At 60.2% G+C, this 18,649-nt stretch carries 13 protein-coding genes, 1 tRNA gene and 1 pseudogene; 5 read left to right on the forward strand and 10 right to left on the reverse strand.

From position 1 onward, the window contains the following. Positions 1–66: 66 nt before the first annotated feature. Both U2H20_RS04355 and U2H20_RS04360 read left to right on the forward strand, forming a co-directional pair. Complete coding sequence (locus U2H20_RS04355) at positions 67–1,737, forward strand: amidase (protein WP_430593275.1); 1,671 nt, start codon at positions 67–69, stop codon at positions 1,735–1,737. Between the two features lie 169 nt (positions 1,738–1,906). Then, positions 1,907–2,497: a LysR substrate-binding domain-containing protein gene (locus tag U2H20_RS04360; RefSeq protein WP_430593276.1), complete on the forward strand. Its 591-nt coding sequence runs from the start codon at positions 1,907–1,909 to the stop codon at positions 2,495–2,497. Positions 2,498–2,750: 253 nt separating this feature from the next. Here the strand turns inward: U2H20_RS04360 and U2H20_RS04365 are convergent, their stop codons facing one another. The 6 genes and pseudogenes from U2H20_RS04365 to U2H20_RS04390 form a co-directional block, all read right to left on the reverse strand. Next, on the reverse strand, positions 2,751–4,673 hold the full coding sequence (locus U2H20_RS04365; RefSeq protein WP_430593277.1) for a hypothetical protein: 1,923 nt from the start codon (positions 4,671–4,673) through the stop codon (positions 2,751–2,753). Positions 4,674–4,725: 52 nt separating this feature from the next. Beyond that, entirely contained in the window at positions 4,726–6,861 is a 2,136-nt protein-coding gene (locus U2H20_RS04370) for a hypothetical protein (RefSeq protein ID WP_430593278.1), read from the reverse strand. Continuing rightward, entirely contained in the window at positions 6,858–7,553 is a 696-nt protein-coding gene (locus tag U2H20_RS04375) for a hypothetical protein (RefSeq protein ID WP_430593279.1), read from the reverse strand. The genes U2H20_RS04370 and U2H20_RS04375 overlap by 4 nt, the downstream gene beginning before the upstream one ends. A 6-nt stretch (positions 7,554–7,559) precedes the next feature. Beyond that, positions 7,560–8,390: a hypothetical protein gene (locus U2H20_RS04380; protein WP_430593280.1), complete on the reverse strand. Its 831-nt coding sequence runs from the start codon at positions 8,388–8,390 to the stop codon at positions 7,560–7,562. Continuing rightward, positions 8,371–8,925, reverse strand: coding sequence for a hypothetical protein (locus U2H20_RS04385; protein ID WP_430593281.1), 555 nt, complete (start codon positions 8,923–8,925; stop codon positions 8,371–8,373). Before U2H20_RS04385 ends, U2H20_RS04380 begins: the two co-directional genes overlap by 20 nt. A 688-nt stretch (positions 8,926–9,613) precedes the next feature. Then, positions 9,614–10,577: pseudogene (locus tag U2H20_RS04390) on the reverse strand (IS481 family transposase). Between the two features lie 410 nt (positions 10,578–10,987). Between U2H20_RS04390 and U2H20_RS04395 the strand changes: the two are divergent. Continuing rightward, a complete protein-coding gene (locus tag U2H20_RS04395; RefSeq protein WP_430593594.1) occupies positions 10,988–12,673 on the forward strand; it encodes an AIPR family protein in 1,686 nt (561 codons plus the stop codon). Between the two features lie 271 nt (positions 12,674–12,944). On the opposite strand, the gene U2H20_RS04400 is transcribed toward U2H20_RS04395, so the two are convergent. The 4 genes from U2H20_RS04400 to U2H20_RS04415 all read right to left on the reverse strand — a co-directional run bounded on the left by U2H20_RS04400 (position 12,945) and on the right by U2H20_RS04415 (position 15,317). After that, the gene (locus U2H20_RS04400) at positions 12,945–13,427 is read right to left on the reverse strand and encodes an HIT family protein (protein ID WP_430593282.1); all 483 of its coding nucleotides are present in this window, start codon (positions 13,425–13,427) and stop codon (positions 12,945–12,947) included. After that, positions 13,424–14,278, reverse strand: a complete 855-nt coding sequence (locus U2H20_RS04405; RefSeq protein ID WP_430593283.1) for a macro domain-containing protein — start codon at positions 14,276–14,278, stop codon at positions 13,424–13,426. Before U2H20_RS04405 ends, U2H20_RS04400 begins: the two co-directional genes overlap by 4 nt. Then, complete coding sequence (locus U2H20_RS04410) at positions 14,278–14,787, reverse strand: TIR domain-containing protein (RefSeq protein WP_430593284.1); 510 nt, start codon at positions 14,785–14,787, stop codon at positions 14,278–14,280. Before U2H20_RS04410 ends, U2H20_RS04405 begins: the two co-directional genes overlap by 1 nt. A gap of 456 nt (positions 14,788–15,243) precedes the next feature. Further along, positions 15,244–15,317 (reverse strand) — tRNA-Pro (locus tag U2H20_RS04415). A 171-nt stretch (positions 15,318–15,488) separates the two neighbouring features. Here U2H20_RS04415 and U2H20_RS04420 point away from each other — a divergent pair. Together U2H20_RS04420 and U2H20_RS04425 are read left to right on the forward strand one after the other, a co-directional pair. Further along, entirely contained in the window at positions 15,489–16,337 is an 849-nt protein-coding gene (locus U2H20_RS04420) for an alpha/beta hydrolase (RefSeq protein ID WP_430593285.1), read from the forward strand. A gap of 115 nt (positions 16,338–16,452) precedes the next feature. Next, complete coding sequence (locus U2H20_RS04425; protein WP_430593286.1) at positions 16,453–18,630, forward strand: RecQ family ATP-dependent DNA helicase; 2,178 nt, start codon at positions 16,453–16,455, stop codon at positions 18,628–18,630. Positions 18,631–18,649 lie beyond the last annotated feature (19 nt).

An 18,649-nucleotide genomic window follows, 5' to 3' on the forward strand; every position in this document is an offset into this window, starting at 1 on the left:
TTTTTAAAAACTGTAATCAGCTTGTAACACTCTGTGCGACAGGATCGACGGAACGAGGAGAAGCCAATGCCACCGGAATCTCAGCATGAATTTGAGCACAATCGAGAGTCTGCGCGCGGAGCGGAAACTGCGCCCGATCACGGGTTTGGGGCTCGGTACGAACGTGAATTTCAGGAGCAGTCTGCCCCGCTGTACGAGTCTGAACTGACCTGGCTGAGCACACGGGAGTTGGCGGCGCGGATCGCGAGCGGTCAGGTCTCGGCTCGTGAAGCGTTGAGCGACCAGTTGGCTCGCATCGATGCGGTCAACCCGGCGCTGAACGCGATCGTCACTCGCGACGACGAGCAAGCCTTCGCGCGCGCTGATGCCGCCGATGCAGCGCTCGCCCGCGGAGAATCGTTCGGCCCACTGCACGGGGTTCCGATGACGCACAAAGAGTCGACCGACACCGCAGGATGGCGCACGACGCGTGGTTCGCAGATTCTCGCCGACAACGTGCCGACCCGCAACGCGCTCATCATCGAGCGACTCCACAACGCCGGGGTCGTCATGAGCGGCAAGTCGAACGTGCCGGAGTTCACGGCGGGATCGCACACCTTCAATCCCCTGTTCGGCACTACCGTGAACCCCTACGACACGAGCAAGTCGGCCGCTGGTTCCTCAGGTGGCGCAGCGGCGGCGATTGCGGCCGGAATTCAGGGCTCTGGCGATGGATCCGACATGGGCGGCTCGCTGCGCACCCCCGGCTCGTTCAACAACATCGTCGGCTTCCGAGCAACGAACGGGCGAATCCCCCACGCACTGCCGTCGAACCCTTGGCAATGGCTCGCGCAACCCGGCTTCATGGCGCGCACCGTCAGCGATATCGCGCTGCTCATGGCAGCGACGAGCGGCCCCGCGAAGGGTGCGCCGCTGTCGATTCAAGAGCCCGGGTCGGTGTTCGATCGGGCGGAGTTTGGGCGGGCGGAGTTCGGGCGGGCGGAGTTTGAGCGTGCAGGGCTTGAACGGACTGGGTTCGAACGGGGTGGGTTTGAACAGGCTGGGCGTGACCGGGCGCAGTTTGCGGAGCCGAGCGCACACGAACCCGGGTCCGCACTCGCTGGCCTGCGCATCGGATTCTCGGTCGATCTCGACGGGCTGTGTCCCGTCGAACCGGCCGTGCGCAACGTGGTCGAGGCTGCGTCCGCGGTGCTCTCGGGCGCTGGTGCACACGTCGACTCGGTGGTCCCGGATCTCCGTGACGCCGACGAGGTGTTCAGCGTGTTCCGTGCCCTCGAATTCGTGAGTGATTACGGCGATTACGTGCGCAGTGACCGCGAACGGGTAAAAGACACCGTGATCTGGAACACCGAGCTCGGATGGTCGCTCACGCCCGACGACATCGTGTCGGCGGAGCGCGCTCGCGTGCGGCTCTTGGCAGCGGTCGAAGCGTACTTCGAGCACCACGACCTGCTGGTGTTGACGACCAGCCAGGCTGCACCGTTCGACGCGACAATGGACTACCCACGGGAGATCGACGGAACCTCGTTCGACACTTACCTCGACTGGATGCGGGCCTCCACGCTCATCTCCGCCACCGGGTGCCCCGCGATTTCAGTCCCCGCCGGGTTTACCGCGGATGGGCTTCCCGTGGGAATTCAGTTCGTCGCTGCGCCAGGGCGCGACGTGGAATTGCTGCTCGCGGCGCAAGGGTACGAGGAGTTGACGAAGCATTACGAGCGGCGACCGCGGATGTGAGCATGGGGTGATTGAGCGGGCTTTGGCGACGTTGGTGAGCGGATCGACTTTGCCGCGCTGACAGCGGTCACCTGGCTCAATTCGTAAGGATTCGCGTCCCACATCTTCGCCCCGCGGCTGCACGAATTCGCGAATTCGCGAACGGTACCCCAGCATTCCGATCGAAATCGTGGCAACGACACGGCAATCGCTGCAGCAGCGCTCCGACATCGACCTCGAAGTGGTCGTCGGAAAACCGCACGTCAAACGTGCCGAAACCATGAAGCTCTGCGACTACGCGTACGGGCTCTATGCCTCGCAGTCATATCTCGAGGAGCACGGCGCGCCCACCGACCTCGAATCATTGTGCAAGCACCGCATCATCTACTTCGCCGACTCGATCGTGCAGGTCAATGCACTCGACATGCTCCCGAGCTTCGACCTCTCGCGCATCCCGACGATCTCGGCAAGCAACACTTCGGTGCACGTTGAGGCCACGCGCGCTGGTGCCGGCATCGGGCTCCTCGCGCGGTACATGACGCGACGACACAGCGAACTCGCCCGAGTCATGCAAGACACCATCGCAATCTCGCTGAGCTACTGGCTCGGGTCCAAATCGGACATACTGCGGCGACCCGAGGTCGCCGAGGTGATTCGGGAACTACAGGCTGTGGTTCGGGAGAAGGAAGGGGCCTTCGGGAAGCGCCTCCATCTGCTCGAAGATGACGCGCACTATTGGCACGTTCATGTGGTGCGAGGCGAATCTGCGATGAGCGCGTGAACGCCCTAAATAGTGCAGGAAGTGCAGGAACTCACCGACCAGAATGACGGGATTTGAACCTGCGCCCCCCCACCCCTGTAGCCCTAAGAGCCCAGATCGTTGATATTCCGGGGCGCAGGGGTTCGCAGAAGAGTTCAAATTACGTCAAGCCTTGCATGATTTGGATAAACCTGGTCCCCTTTTCGTTGACTGACGGTGCTAAACGGCACGTCCGGCTTTGAATATTTTGCCATGGACCTTGGGCATTCAACTGTCAAACACTTGTCCGTCGTGAACGACTGGACGCAGAGGGCGACTCAACATTTGCCTGTACCCGCAAAGACGTAAGTGCATATTCGCGAGATGCGGGCTCTGGCCGGAATGGAATTGTCCAGAACACGCCAGGCAAATCGACCCTCACCTGTCGAGGTGCGTAGTCAAGCACCGCGAGGAACACAATTGGGATGTCGGTCGCAGCATACTGAGTTGCCTGCTTGCCGAAACGATCCGTAAGCACTACGTCCGTCGCCTTATGCAGAACACGCTTAACCTCGATGTAAAAACTACCAAACCTAAATCTAACCTCAAGGTCGACGTCGCCTCCGGCCGTGTTCACTCGCTCGATGGTTGCATCGACACCGGAAGCAGCTAACCATTCATGTAGGGCCTCTGAAAGCGCGTGCTCCTTCGGGAAGTTTGCACTTACTCCGAGCCAAGGCTTCTTTCGCTCACCCGATTGGCGAAGATTGATGTGATGGGCGACGAATCGAACGAGGCGAACCACGAGTGCGGCAAGTTCGCTTCGTACCGCTGCGGCCTCTTCTGGCCTAATTTCTTCAATTTCATCGATGATTCGCCGAACCACGTTGTCCCACGCCAAGGGGAGCGGGGCATTCACGCTCGAGTAGAGCTCAAGAAACTGATCGAGGCTCTCCACGAGGGGCGAAGGAATGGCAGAAACAGACGACGGCCCGTCCCCGCCTTTAGCTTTTGGGTGGGAGTTGCCACTCGTGAAGACATCGGCCTGAAGCAGTTCAACAGCGGCAATCAGCTGAGCGTCCCCGTTCCCACGCGCCTTAGCCGCGTCCAGCCAATGCCCTATGAACTGCAGGCTGGGGGGCTTAGCGATGAAAGCAGAAATGATGGCCGGCCGCACCAGCGCTGCGAGTCCGCGGCCTTTCGCCTTATCAGGAGCGGCGTTCTCGCGGACGACCAATTCAACTGTGACGTGAGCGGTGTATACCTTTGCTGCCGCTTCGATAACGGCCGATGGGTCGAACCACTCGGGGTCGCGGCTGGTAGACGCGTCTGCCAGCAGAGCAACAAGTTCGGCCCATCCGTCACTAGTATCTGCACGTCCTTGCCGCCAGTGTCGCCCAAGACCCCTATACCCGATTAGGTAGTCGTTGATGGTTCCACGAACTTCAGCGACAACGTCTTGTGAGACCGGCTTGCCCTCCGCGTATCCCAGGAGTGGCCTGATCGCTGCAAGAAACGCTTTGGCATCCTTACGGTTATCAAGGTACTCGGCCGTATTGAGATGTTCGACGGCAGTGCGGAGCTGTTCTATTGCTTGGATATGCGTCTCTACTGAAAGTGCTCGACCTACGTAGTGCATTCCGAGTTCGAAGGCGGCATCCGCCTCATACCCGTCTAGGAGGCCAAGCGCGCGCATCGTTGCCGCGAGCTCGTCGTCGTTCCACCTGTGGAGGGCAGCTCCGACCGAGCGCACAAAATAGATGGTTGTTTCCCCGCGACCAACGCTCGCACTTTTGGCCCGATGCGCCAGATGACCGCGGAGTTCCAATCCGCTACACCATTCACCAAGTGCGAGCCGAGTCCAACCTTGGCTAGCGATATCCCCCAGAATTCCTTCACGGCAGGATGCTTCCCGCAGGAAGTTGGTGAGCGGTTCCGCAAGGTCGGGTAAGGCGAGTTCACTTGTCAAGATGACGTCGAGAACGTCATCTGCATCGTAGACATCGTCGGTCTTCACTGCCTGCATGAGGAACTCAATTGCGTCTGTTTTCGAGCCGATCTGTGCCCAGCTGGCACAGAGGACCCCAACTACTCTCGCGGCGTCATACGCAAGGATCTCGTCGCGCTCAGCAAAGATCGCGGCTTCCCCTCCAAGCTGGTCGAAGGTTGGAAGATTGGAATCCTCCCAACGGCGCAGGGTATCAAGAGGCTGCCCCATCTTTTTGTCCTTCCTTCTCCATTACTCGATTGCCACTTCAGGCCATGATCCATCACCACATGTAATCGTCTGATTTACGCGCAAATCGAACGGCGTCAGGGGGAAGCGCCTCCGCGATCATCTCCCCGCGTGCTGAAGCAGTAATGATCTGAAGACCCACGAGGTCAGCGACCTTTTCGAGCTCTTCGATCAGTTGCTTCGCGTCCGCGGGGTTAAGCTCCTCGCGAGCAAGTGAGTCGATGACCAAGAGACCCGGATGACGTCCAACTCCTGCTGCCGTTCCGACACGCAGCAATGCAATTATCACCGCGACCTTGAGGCGAAGCCTCTCGCCTTCAGTCAGAGAACCAAAGTTGACCGGCTCACCACCTTTAACGACGGGAAGATGGCAGTTCGCTTGGAACTTAGCGGATTCAAGCTGCGCGAATCCCAGAGTCTGTCCGAGCTCAGTGATATCAGTGCTGACTAGATTTAGAAGTTCAGTACGTTCCTTGTCGCTGCGCACTTTCGCAATTTGCTCTGCGGCCTTCAAAACCGAGACAACTTGTTCCCTCTCAGTCAACTCCGTGGGCGCAACCGAAACACGTGAACGCTCCTCGATACGCCCCCGAAGAGTAGCAATTTCCATTTCGATACGCCGCGGACGTGCCACATCAATATCGCTAGTCCCGATAGCTTCAGTGGCAACACGGTGGGCGCCAATTGCTCGCTTCCGTTCTTCCGTCGCTGCGTCGAGCACGTCAGAGGCAGTGTCTCGCGCCTCGGTCACCGCGACAATTCGCTCCCGTATGGCCGAGCGATCATCAGTCATATCATCTGATTCATCCGCGTAGGCTTCCGCATTGGAAAACTCGACTGGCGAGGGCTCGGCAATCTCTGAAATATCGGAATCGCATAGAGAGCATTGCCCGTCACGCTCTTTCTTCCACCGATTCTCATCAACTACTGCATCACATCGAGGGCAGCACGATGGTTTCAGCGAATGCCAGAACCTTTTAGTTACTGCAGCCTCTTCGAGTGCTACTTCGTCAGCTTGAGCATCCGCCAAATCACGTTCCAACTGCCCGTAGAGCCGGGCTGCGACCAAGTAGTGCGACTCCGCGTTCGCCAGCTCTTGCGCAGCTCCTCGTGCACCGGAGACCAACTCCTCGAGCTTGTCCAGTTCGTCGACCCATGAGAGCGTTTCTTGCTCTGCTTCTAGCTCGGCTAATTCGCTCTGCAAAGCGGCCACGGTTTCGTCGCGGTCACGTTCGTCGTTCGACTGACGGCGCTTGAGCGAGGCAATCTGGCTTTCGATCGCTAACCTGCGGGCTTTGGCCGCGAGAGCCGCTGGCCCCCAAGCTGTACCGAGGTACATCTGTAGCACGAGTTGAGACGCCTGCGCTTCATCGCCAATAGTCACCTTGATCGGCTTGTCCGAGATAGCCAATGCTTGAGACCATAATGGCCATCCGTGAGTGACGAGATGTCCATCCGATGTTTCCGAAGCATTGGAGTGCTTAGCCCAGGCCTCAGTCTCCTCAAACCCGAGTGCTGAGCTCATGAGATTTGCGATTGTCCGTTTGAAGCTTTCATCGTCGAAGAACACCCCGGCAACGAAGGCGCCCGCATTGATTGCCTCTTCGATCACTCTTGTCATCGGCCGCTCGGCAGGTATCTCACCGGCGGACACCTCATCCTCTGCTTCGCGCAGTGCTTCATCATTAACTCGCCGCCAATCGAGGTCCTGAGATCCCCGGAGAGTGACGATTTGACCGCTTGGGACTTTCTCGTCCATGCGCCACCACACAACGTAGGATGTTCCATCGATGCTGAGTTGGACAGAAGCTTGACGCATCCATGCACGGACGTCACCGGCAAGTCCGCTCGTTCCTCGCACCGCCCAAAGAATCACGTCAAGGACCGAGGACTTCCCGGCGTCGTTCCTTGCCCGCGTTAAGAACGCCGTAAAGGTGTGAGTGAGCTCGTGGGTAAAGCTAAAAGCTTCCCGTACGCGCTCGTCTTCTCCATCCGGGTGGGCAAGGTTTTTCACGCCAGAGAAGTGGACTGCCTCGACGCGGAGGCGACGCCGGGCCGGGAGCACGCGCTGTGCCGGAATCCGCTCCTGCTCCAGGATTTCCCGAGCAACCTCACTACTCTCGCCGCTGAAGGACGCGACTTCTTGGTACCAGTTATCAGATGCGTTCATTTTTCTTCCCCCTCGCCACTCGCGGACTCGATACTGAAACTAAGCTCACGCGCGCGTTCCGCCACTCGTTCGAAAATCGCGGGGATTTCAGTGCCGATCCTCGCCCCCCGGTACTCAGGCTGCTCATATTGGCGTTGCCGCGCAGTAGAACCCATCGCTGCTTCGGCAAGAAGCGCAATTGCTTCAGCTTGTTCGTCGTACCACTGCAACTGCGGCAGCGTGGTTCGCATTTGGGCGACAACACGCTCACCTTCTTCGAGTAGGAAGTAGTCGCGTCGGGCACGGTCGCCAGCGTCAGCTGAGCGACGGTGTTCGATGAGGCCGGTCGATTTCAACTTTGCAAGCGCATCGTCTACCTGTTCATACGCTCCGTACTTGAAGCGGATCATTGGATAGTGGTGGCCAGTGGCAGCTAGGCTCAGCATTCGGCTGACGTGCACCTCAATTGTTTGGCGTGGAAGCCGTCCCTCGAGGTGGTCAGTCAGAAGCTCATCCGCAAGGTAGTCAGGATTACGCATCCAGAAATCAAGCTTCTCAAGCCGAGTGAGGGATGAGATCGCTCGCACTGCGCCAGGCACAGGGGGCGGATCTCCAACAGGCATTCCAAGCACGTCCAAAAGGATTAGAAGCCGTGCCGCAGTTTGAGATGAGCTTCCGCCCCGCAAACGCGGGTGACCAAAGTCCTGATCCACGTGTAGTTATCCTTCGCCGAGCGCGTCGAGCAAGTCGCCGGAGAGAATCGCGACGGCAGCTGAGACTTGTGCAGGGTCCCCGACTGCTTCTTCCGCTCTGCCCGCCATCATGGCCCCGGTCGCCTCGGGCCCAGCAGCGAAAAGTTCTGCAAGGTAAACCAAAGCTTCTCGCGTGGCGCCCTCGCTGAGCCCGTCGGTCAAAAGACGTGTGAATGCGAAACTGAGGGCGTCCGTTTCAATCGCTCGCAGGATGCGGTACGCGTCGTGGGCGTCCTTGTCAATGAGACGACGAGGAGTATCAACTCGTTCCGCGATCTTGTGGAGTTTTGCGACCAGGAGTGCGGCTGCACCTGACACCTTCACCCTGACGATTCGGTGATCGTCCGGGTCGAGTGCTTCTACTTCCATCTCGTCGAAGTCAACGAGCGATGCCTCCAAACCTCTGGCACGTCGGGTTGCTCTCGCGTCGTGTGGAGGAATGCGCGCGCCGCGAGTGCCAGCGCCGGCCAAACTTTCGGGCACCATTAGATCGACGGGGATGCCGTCCAGGCTTATCCACGCCCCAGGCTGGCCATTCACCGATGGCAAAAACCCGGCGGCCCTCATCGCGGCTTCGAGCCGTGGATCATCTGCGAGCAAACGAGGGTCAACGGCGACATCACTGTCCTTCGTCGCTTCTGCGAGCGCGACGTCGATCCCGCCTGTTCGGAGGTACACTGCTTGTGCGCCAATCACGATGATTGCGTCGATGTGCTCGCGTAACGCGTCGAGGGCGTCGAGAAGAACAGAGCGGGCTCGGACCAGCAGGTCCGCCGCCTCATCGCCAGAGTTGTTCATTGCTTTTCATCCATTCCACTAGTTCTTCGGCCTCCGATGGTGCGCGCCCGGGGCCATTCATGAGGTCGACAGCAACCTGTGTCGGTGCTGCAATACGAAGGCCGTCCGGTCTGTCGATTGCGCGCTCACCAAGGACGTCGTATGTCGGCCTGGCCAAGATGACGTTTGCCCCGGTATCGGTCGCGCGCAATCCCCAGGCTTCTGCAATGCGCTCAGGGTTCGGGCTGTAGATCATGGCCGATCTGACCGGCGCGTAGGGCGCCCAGGTGGCGGCTGCGATTGATCCTGTTACCGCGTAATCGCGCATTTCGTACTTCCGAACCTGCTCGAGGAACGAGTCAATCCCACGGGGGGCGATCCACTGGGTGACGGTGTTCGTACGCAGGAACTGATAGTCGTCGCTCCACCGGCGCAGCAATGCGGGCCAATCAGGGACCGTGATCAACCCACCGTCTTCTCTGTTGGCCAGCGCTTCGGATTCCAGGAACTCGACGACGCGGTAGACAGACCCCGTGGAGGATGCCGATGCCTTCACTAGGTCGCTAATTTTCCAAGGTTCTCGGAGGTCCAGCAGAGCACGTACCACCTTGGCGGCTGGCTCTCCTTTCAAAGTTCCCCGAGGGCGACCTGGTCCACGCCAGGGGTCGTTATCGGCCCCCCGGTCGGAGATGAATACTGCAGGCGATTGTGCGCGCATCAGAAGATTCCCTGTGGCGTCTACATATGACAGTCCAGCGTCCGCAAGGCGTTCGCGCGTAGATTTTGTCAAGTACCGGGCTGCGACCAGCCCAATGGTTGCAGGTTGGCGGTCGATGATTCTGTCGAGTTGCTCCCTAATCCGGGGCACATCTCTTGCTTCCAGCACCCGCTTTGCTTCTACGACCACTTGCAACTCTCCCCCGTCTGGGGAACGCATCACAAAGGTTGTGTCTGCGCGAGGGGTTCCTCGGTCTACTGCAGCTTCGGTGAGCAACCAATCCGGGGGAAGGCGATCGCGGAGTGTGGCCATTCCGGCCGCGACCATGTCTACCTCCGTCTGAGGAGGCTGCGGCCGTTCACTGATCTCAACCATGTTCAGATAATAGCCGGTCTCCGTCCCCGACGGAATCTTCTGATTTTCTGAATGTTGAGTTCATGCGCATCTTCAGACGAAGAACGGCTCGACGAATGACGACTCACCCCTGCCACCCCTCAAACCATTTGGACTTGTTCTTGATCAATATCTAGTTGTAGTTCCCAGCGAGATTGCGAACGCGGGCTGATGGGTTTGGCAGCCGATTTAGGTATGAGGTATGTGGTGATGGTAGTGATGGATCCAGTCTTGGCAGGTCGCTGTGCGGGCTTCGTCGCTTGCGTATGTGGCGGCGTATCCCCATTTCTGGGCGAGGTGCGGTTGAAGAGTTCGACTTTCCCGTTTGTTTGCGGACGGTAGGGCTTCGTGAATCTGTGTTTGATGCCGGCGCCGAGCGCTGTCGCAAACGCACCAGCGCGATAGCAGCAGCCGTTGCCGGTGAGGATTTCTCGGACCGTGATGCCAGAGCTTTCGAAGAAGGCGTTGGCTCTGGCCCAGAACGCTGAGGCGGTCTCTTATCGTTCGTCGGCAAGGATCTCTGAGCAAGCAAGCAGGGAGTGGTCATCAACGCTGTGACGCAGGAACGCTTAACCGCGACCTGACTTCTTGTTGTTCCGGTTCCCGAACACGCGGCTCAGCATCCGATGACCGCCACCATCCGAGATATGGCCCTGTCTCTTGATATCGCTATAGACCAGATCCCCGGGCCGTCCTCGCTCATAGCGAACGGGCTTGTGGCGCCTGACCGGTAGCCCGGTGGCATGGTCGACGTGCGTCAGGATCGGCATCCGCTAACGATGTAACAACCGCTCGAGGGTCGAGCGCGGCACGCGCAAGTGATACCCGATCCGGTGCGGGTCCCATCGTCTCGTGAATCGCACCTGGATGATTCGCCGTTCGAAGCGCTGCGCGGTGCGTGCGGGACTGTGATGATGACGGGAGGAGCGATCGGTCATTGCAGTCCCCGAGCGAGCTCGCTGCCCCCATTTCGAGGCCGTTGCGGGCGACACCTGGAACTGCTCTGCAGCTCGCCGGACCGACCATCTCTGAGTGTTGGTCAGGGCAGCCAAACGAGCCCGGCCAAGGGGCGTCAAAGGTGCGTTAGCGTGAGTCAAGAAGGCCTCCGTGTTCAGAATGCGAGTGTGGTAACCCACATCCTGCCCGGAGGTCTTCAATAACTCACCCGCTCAAAACCTCCCAAGGAACCACATTTAGCGCGCATCAGTGAGCGGGCGCTTCAGCCCAACCCTCTGGCACCGCGCCCAGGTGCTATCCGTCAAGCCGTGGCGTGCACACAACTCCGCGATGGTGCTCCGCACCACGGGTCCATGCCGTGTGAGTCGGGAGGTCAACCGACATAGCTCCGACGTCCTTGCCTCCGATATTGGAACGACGCCCTCGATTGGCCCCGATCGGTTCGCGAGTTACAAAACTAGATCAAGTGAAGTGTCCGGACTTGATCACTCAAACCGTGACCGGCCCCGCGGCCTGCGCAAGTTGAGCACAGTTCGATACTGTGATCAACATGAAGACATCGGGCCTCGAGTATCACGGCCTCAAGCAGCGCATCGCATCGATCGAGAAGGAGACGGGGCTAGGCGAGTCCGCTGCGTTCCTGGTCTGGTTCTTAGAGCAGGTGTATCACCTCGAGGAAACGGCCGCTCGGGACGCCGTCTGCGATAGCCAGAACGACAAAGGCATCGACGGTATCTACGTCGACACCAACAACGAAGAGATCCACTTCCTGCAGTCGAAGATAAGGCAGCAGGCTAACGGCAAGATCGGTGACGTCGAACCCAAACTCCTGCTCGGTTCGATTCAGCAGTTCGACACAGAAGCTAAAGTCAACTCCGTGCTCGAGGGTAATGCCAACCAAGACCTAAAGAACCTCTTGATCGCGCAGAAAATCGCCGGTCTGGTGGACAAAGGTTACGCGCTCAAGGCCGTTTATGTTTCAAACGCTCTGCATAACATCGACTCTGAGCAAATAGCCGCGATTACTGAATCGCTTACGATTTACGATCGCGACGCCATCGCTGCACGCATCATCGACATCGACACTGCTAAGGCGAAGAAAAGCACATTCACGTTTGATACGACCTACGTCCCTCCTCTTGCCATGACGGCAGGTAAAGGGAGCGCCACTGACAACATGTACGTCTTTCCAGCGCGAGCACTCCAGCTAGTACATATGGATGGGATCGAGGACGGCAGCCTCTTCGAGGACAACGTGCGCTATGCCCTTCCCAATAGCGGGGTCAACCGGGAGATCGGGCAATCGGTTGCGAACAAGCAGGAGCACGCAGACTTCGCACTCTTCCATAACGGAATCATCATCCTGTGTGACGCGATAGATGACACTGTGGACGGATCGTTAACTGTGCATGGTTACCGAGTCGTCAATGGTGCTCAGAGTTTGACGCAGTTCCACCGCAATAAGGCGAAGCTCACAGAAGACCTGCGGGTCCTTGTGAGAGCGATCGCTGTTGACGACGACAAACTCGCGAAGAAGATCACGGCGAACAGCAATAACCAGAACGCCGTCCGACCGCGAGACAGCCGATCCAATCACCGAATCCAAGTGACCCTCCAAGCCGACGTGGACCAGCGACGGCCTGAGTTCTTCTACGACATTAAGCGAGGCGCCAAGGTGCCCGAGGGGCGCACTCCAATTAGTAATGACATTACGGGCCGCGCTTTGCTCGCGTTTGACCTGCTCGAACCTTGGTCATCGCACCAGGTCTACAAGGTCTTCGACGACAAGTACGCAGACATTTTCGGTCGGCTTGAGGTCACCGCAGATCGCATCGTCTTCGTGCACCAGCTAACGGAAGCAGTTGCCGCTTTGGTCGCGACCATGAAGAACCGCCCGATGGCGTCATACACACTGACCAAATACTTTGCGCTCTACGTGCTATCACGGATCCTGCGCGAAAACGAAGGATCAAAGCCATACGTGGCCGATCCCGCGGCGCTCACGGGCACCCAAGTTGAGGCATTCATGGCAAAGTGCGAGAGCGTCCTGACAACGGTAATCGTTGAGCTCGAGTACCACGCACGAGTTGAAGATTTCGACTACAAGACAGTGTTGAAGAGCCCCAATGCGGCGAAGGAGCTGGCCGACACGATGTTGGTTGGGTACGCGAAAGATGTCGCGATGGGACGGGCCGATTCCTTCGACGGATGGGAGCCGCGACCGGACGCCGAGTGAGCCCGGCATCGACTCGGTAGAACTGCCTAAGCGTCTGGGCACGATGGCCGAAGGGTCAGTTCGTGCCACGGTGCGACCCTCGAGCGCCGCACCTCTGCGCGATGCTACCACCCTCCGCGCGCGTTCGGCTAGAGAATAGCGCTCCGCACGACGGCTTGCGGGGCTCGCGCACTGGGTCGAATCTACAAAACCGCTCCGAAGGGTTGGGGTCCGGCACCAGAACGAGGGCCTCGAGTCGCTCTTGTCGGCTCCCACGCAATGTGCCGCCAAATCAAGTCAAGCGCGGCTCTACGCGCCGTTTGGACTCCGCACGCGCTGGTACGTGGCTAGCCAGGCGCCGACCGATCTCGTCGGTCGCGCTCACTGGGATTTCCTCGACTGGACCGAAGTCCGTGCCGCCTTCCGGCAGTGTGCCTGCAACATGAAAGTGCAGATGCGGAATCATCTGATGCGCTGACCTGCCATTGTTCTGCCAAACGGCGAGTCCCGGACGCTCGTATGCCCGGTCGATCGTCGTGGCCGCATCTCGCACTGCAATTAGCACATCGGCAGCGGACTCGTCTGGGAGGTCGAGGAGTGTCGGAACATGCGCGATCGGAACCACAAGGAGATGGGCAACCCCACGTTGCTCGCGGGTGATCATCACCGCGACGCGCTCTTCTCGCCAGACGAAAGTATAAGGCCGAGCACCTCGGATGTACGCACAGAACGCACATTCGTATTCATCGGGAAGGTCGATCGAGGTCTTGCTCATGACGGCCGCAACGACTTCAGAAACGCCTGGATTTCCAGGTGGTCCAAACCGTCATACAACGCCGGAGGCGCGACGATGACGAGTTCGTCGCACACCTTTGAGGTACGCGATGCGAGCATGAAGGATAGCGCGATGAAACGCACAGAATCCATCGCGGGAAGAACCGGTGAGAGCTTTGACTGCCCACCCCCAATCATGGGTATGCAGACTCGCTTGCCGTTGCTCTCCGCGCGAATCACTCGCCACAACGCGCTCAGACTGTTCCACACTCCATCGGTGGTCGAGGACGCCATGCTCTTCGTGTCCATGGTGGTGTACGCCACCAAGAAGTACCTGCGAGCATTTGCGCGTAGCGTGAGCGTCGTCCCGAGTGGATACTGGACGGACTTGCCCGCTTTCCCCAAAATTCGGCCGGTGGCGTCGACGCTGCGTAGCTGCTCATCGATGTCAGCATCGAGCCTGTTCAGGTCGTGATCGTACACGCGGCTCAGAAACTGTCCCTGGACGCTCTCCGACGAGATGTGCGGTGAGGCGGTGTCGAAAGTGTCGCTTACTCCGATGACGAGATGCGATTCGTGCTGCTCAAAGATGTCGCCGCACACCAACCGGATGGTCGTCGCTGGCGCTTGGTAGCGGACTGCGACTGGCCTCGGCCAAGCACGGAACACTCCGTAGCCCGCTGCAGCGACGGCAGCGACCCAGCCAAGCGGGGCCATGCCGACAAAGATGTCGGGCGCGAAAAGCACCATGACTCCACCGACAACGGCAAGCGCGCCAAACGCGGCGAACGCGTTAATCGCCAGCAGCTTCCAGAACCGGCGGGTGCCGATGTCACGCTTGATCGAGTCCATCAGAGGCCAAGTTCTTGGTAAATGTTGCTCTTATAGTAATGGGGACCCCTGTTGTCGCTTTTTGCGAACGCAGGCACGTAGTTGTCAAGCGCTAACTTGATGATCGCGGGCTGGAAGGACACGGAGAGCGTGTAGTAGTCGACAGACAGCAGAGGCGCCGGAATGAAGTTTTTGTCGATTGCGCGATCGCCGTCGAGATTCGCGACGACGACGGGCAAATTGAACTCCATAACCACCTTGACCTCGTGCGCGAGAAACGACGTTCCATCCGACCCTTTGCTTTTCGCTAAGGTGCTGCCGAGCAGCACGACCTGCTTCGCGCTCTTTATCCGCTCACGAAGGTTTCGCCTGATGGTCTCCGGCTGGCTCGTGTCCCTGGAAATGTGGAGGTCATGAGCGTCGTAAAAGTTGAAATTGATGTGCTTGTTGTCGCGCCAAGCCTCCATGAGCCGATACGACTTGATGTCCTCGCTCGCAAATGCGACGTAGGTCTTGTTCCGGTAACTCATGGCGCCCCCTCAGGCTAGTAGCGATCGCGCGAATCCACTCCATCGGGGTCCGCACGGTAATGCACGCCTGACCATATCGGCAAGGGCACCTCCCCGCCACCGGCATTGGCTGATCGCCGCTCTATGTGCCTTCTCGGGAAGGGGCACTTGAACCTTGCTCACCTTGCGGCGAGGCAACTCGACCGCCAACGGTGCATGGCACTCGAAGTTCGGGCCAATCCGGAGTTCCTTCTGCACGGGGCGCAATCTGGCTTGGAGATCCCTCGCGAACTGCGGTTCGAGCGGGGGGAGTATGTCGCTCAGCCGCGACATCGCTTCCATCCTCACCTTCGAGCCAGCCCAAACCGAGCGTCAGACGACGACGCATTCTGAACCTTGCGGTCACTCTAGCGGTCACATCGATCCCGAACACGACACCGCCCAGGTGAGAAACCTAATCTCACCTGGACTTTGCGGTCGGGCTGACAGGATTTGAACCTGCGACCCCTTGACCCCCAGTCAAGTGCGCTACCAAGCTGCGCTACAGCCCGCCGTTGCCGAGGCAACTGAATGATCTTAGCGTGCTTCGCACCGGGTCACAGAATCGGCGGCCGCTGGCGCCGCACACTGACGCCGCATAGTTAATTCAATTTTGTAAAATCTTGGCGGCGCGTGTTCGCGCGTCCAGCATTTTTGCCCCTCCGCAGCCATACGATGTCGAAGTGAATTCGCCAGTCCCGCTCCCTGAGGTCAGCGTCATCAACAGCACCGTCGCCGCATCTCGCGGGCCGATCCCCGTGCGCTTGTATACGCCAGCCACCTCCCAGCCTCGCATCCCGGCAACGCTCGTCTGGGTGCACGGAGGGGCCTTCGTCTCGGGCGGGCTCGATCAACTCGAATCGCACGCCGTTGGCGAGGCGCTCGCTCGCGCCGGATTCCGCGTCATCACGGTCGACTACACGCTCACCTCCCCCATGGCTTCGCGCTTCGTGCCGACCATGCTGCGCCGCGCTGCGCTCGTGCACTACCCCGTTCCCGTCAACGATGTCGTCGCGGTAATCGAGCAGGTGCTCAGCAATGACGGCGAAGTCATCGTCGGTGGAGCAAGTGCGGGAGCTTGCCTCGCAGCCGCTGCCCTGCACCGCGTTGGCACAAATCCGAGGATCCGTGGCGCATTCTTCGCCTATGGGCTCTTCCACCCGGAGCTCCCGCCGCGCTCCCGCGAGATCGCGCAACGCGTTCGCGGACTCCGCAAGTACGTGCACTCCCCCTCTGCCGTCAAACTCATGTGCCGCCATTACGCGGGATCCTCCGAAGCACTGAACTACCCGGATGCCTTCCCGGGCGGACACTCGCTCCGCAGCTTCCCGCCGACCCTCATGATCGACGCGGATCACGACACCCTTCGCGCATCGAGCGAACAGTTCGCGCGCGAACTCGCCGCCGACGGGATCATCGTGGAGCACCACATCATGTGCGACAGCCGCCACGCCTTCTTGAACCGACCAGAAGACCCAGCGTTCTCTACGGCCCTGCAGAAGGTCGTCGACTGGGCGACCCTGCTTAAGTAGGCAACGGCGAACGGGCCCTGACTTCACTGCCCAACAGGCTTGCACTCGCGCACTTTCTTCATCGCAGACCGGACCCGAATCGCCCAATGTCTCGGGCTGCTGCGAGAATCACCACATGCCTTCTCGTACCTCCGAAGACGCCCTCGAAATCCTGAAAACCCTCACCGCGAACCCCGCGGCGACCTTTCACGACGGCCAGGAGGAGGCGATCCTCGCGCTCGTTGACGACAAGCGCCGGGCGCTCGTCGTGCAGCGCACCGGTTGGGGCAAGTCGGCGGTCTACTTCATCGCGAGCCTGCTACTGCGTCGCCGTGGCGCCGGCCCAACGCTGCTCGTCTCACCCCTGCTCGCACTCATGCGGGATCAGGTTGCAGCGGCAGCCCGAGCGGGGGTCCGCGCCGTCGCGATCAACTCTGCGAATGCTCATGAGTGGGACGAAGTGCGCGCGAGCCTCGCGAACGACGAGATCGACGTCCTCCTGGTCTCCCCGGAGCGCCTGAACAACCCGCGTTTTCGTGAAGAGCAAATGCCAGAGCTCATTCGCCGCATGGGCCTGCTGGTTGTAGACGAGGCGCACTGCATCTCCGACTGGGGTCACGACTTCCGGCCCGATTACCGAAGGATCGCCTCGCTCATCCACGAACTCCCCGCCGACATCCCCGTGCTTGCGACCACGGCAACCGCCAACGAGCGCGTGGTGCACGACGTCGAAGAACAGATCGGCGCGCAACTCGTCGGCAACACGCGCGACGCGGCACACGCCGATGCAGCGCCGGCCGACGCAGCGAGCGCAACAACACACGACGCAGCAGTTGTGACGATCCGCGGATCCCTTGCCCGCAAATCCCTGCGACTTGGCGTCCTCAGCCTTCCCAATTCACGCGACCGCTTGGCTTGGCTGCTCACGCACCTGAGCGAACTGCCGGGCAGCGGCATCATTTACACGCTCACGGTTTCGGCCGCCAAAGACACCGCCCGCCTTCTGCGCGATGCCGGGCACACGGTCCGCTCCTACACGGGTCGCACCGACCCCGACGAGCGCGAAGAGTCCGAGCGCATGTTAAAAAACAACGAGCTGAAGGCGCTGGTCGCAACAAGCGCGCTCGGCATGGGCTTCGACAAACCGGATCTCGGTTTCGTCGTGCACATCGGCGCACCATCCTCGCCGGTCGCCTACTACCAGCAGGTCGGTCGTGCGGGTCGTGGCGCGATCAACGCAGACGTGCTGCTGCTCCCGGGCGAAGAAGACGAAGCGATCTGGCGCTTCTTCGCAACGGCGTCGATGCCGAGCGAGAGCGCAGCCCAGGCCGTGCTCGGCGCGCTCGGCGAGAAGCCGCTCTCCACGCCTGCCCTCGAAGCGCAGGTGCCACTGAAGCGCAGCCCGCTCGAGCTGCTCCTGAAAGTGCTCGACGTTGACGGCTCCGTACAAAAAGTGCAGGGCGGATGGATCAGCACTGGCAAGCCCTGGGTGTACGACAAAGAGCGATACGACCGCATCAATCAGGCGAGACTCGCTGAACAGAACGCGATGCTGCAATACGAGCGGACAACCGAATGCCGTATGCAGTTGCTGCAGCAACAGCTCGACGACCCGAGCGCTGCGCCCTGCGGCGTCTGCGACAACTGCACGAGCGCTTGGTATGCGAGCGAGGTGGCTTCGAACGCGGCCGACGCCGCTGCGCAATCCCTCGACAAGGTGGGCGTCGCGATCGAACCGCGCGCGCAATGGCCGACCGGCGCGAACACCCTCGGCGTTCCGATGCGCGGCAAGATTGCGCCTGCAGAACGCGCCGAAGAAGGCCGCGCGCTCGCACGCCTCACCGACCTCGGTTGGGGCGGCACCCTCCGGGAAGTCTTTGCGAGCGGCGCAGCCGATGCTCCCGTCACGAAGCCGGTGCTCGATGCGAGCGTGCGCGTACTTGCCGAATGGAACTGGCCCTCACGGCCCGTCGGCATCGTCACCGTTCCCTCACGTGGCCGACCTGCGCTGCTCGGCTCGCTCGCGACCGGGCTCAGCCAGATCGGTCGGCTCCCGATTCTCGGCGAGCTCACTCCAACTGGAGCCGGGCTCACGGGTGGACCAGGAGGCAACAGCGCCTTCAGGCTTGCCGATGTGTGGCCGGCGTTCACGGTCGGCCCCGAGCTTGCTGCTCAGTTGCAGTCGGTCAACGGCCCGGTGCTGCTGATCGACGATCTCGCAGATAGCCGTTGGACCCTCACGATTGCCGCCAGGCTCCTTCGAGAAGCAGGAGCGCCCGCGGTCCTGCCGTTCACGCTCGGCGTGGTGGGGTAACTCCAGCAAACGGCACCCC

Origin of the sequence: Humidisolicoccus flavus, from assembly GCF_045689595.1 — a bacterium.
GTDB classification, from domain to species: domain Bacteria; phylum Actinomycetota; class Actinomycetes; order Actinomycetales; family Microbacteriaceae; genus Humidisolicoccus; species Humidisolicoccus flavus.

What these genes read in the sequence shown, in the direction of transcription:
- U2H20_RS04355 (WP_430593275.1), top strand. Translation starts at nt 67, where the DNA reads ATGCCACCGGAATCTCAGCATGAATTTGAGCACAATCGAGAGTCTGCG.
- U2H20_RS04365 (WP_430593277.1), bottom strand. Translation starts at nt 4,673, where the DNA reads ATGGGGCAGCCTCTTGATACCCTGCGCCGTTGGGAGGATTCCAATCTT.
- U2H20_RS04370 (WP_430593278.1), bottom strand. Translation starts at nt 6,861, where the DNA reads ATGAACGCATCTGATAACTGGTACCAAGAAGTCGCGTCCTTCAGCGGC.
- U2H20_RS04380 (WP_430593280.1), bottom strand. Translation starts at nt 8,390, where the DNA reads ATGAACAACTCTGGCGATGAGGCGGCGGACCTGCTGGTCCGAGCCCGC.
- U2H20_RS04395 (WP_430593594.1), top strand. Translation starts at nt 10,988, where the DNA reads ATGAAGACATCGGGCCTCGAGTATCACGGCCTCAAGCAGCGCATCGCA.
- U2H20_RS04400 (WP_430593282.1), bottom strand. Translation starts at nt 13,427, where the DNA reads ATGAGCAAGACCTCGATCGACCTTCCCGATGAATACGAATGTGCGTTC.
- U2H20_RS04405 (WP_430593283.1), bottom strand. Translation starts at nt 14,278, where the DNA reads ATGGACTCGATCAAGCGTGACATCGGCACCCGCCGGTTCTGGAAGCTG.
- U2H20_RS04410 (WP_430593284.1), bottom strand. Translation starts at nt 14,787, where the DNA reads ATGAGTTACCGGAACAAGACCTACGTCGCATTTGCGAGCGAGGACATC.
- U2H20_RS04425 (WP_430593286.1), top strand. Translation starts at nt 16,453, where the DNA reads ATGCCTTCTCGTACCTCCGAAGACGCCCTCGAAATCCTGAAAACCCTC.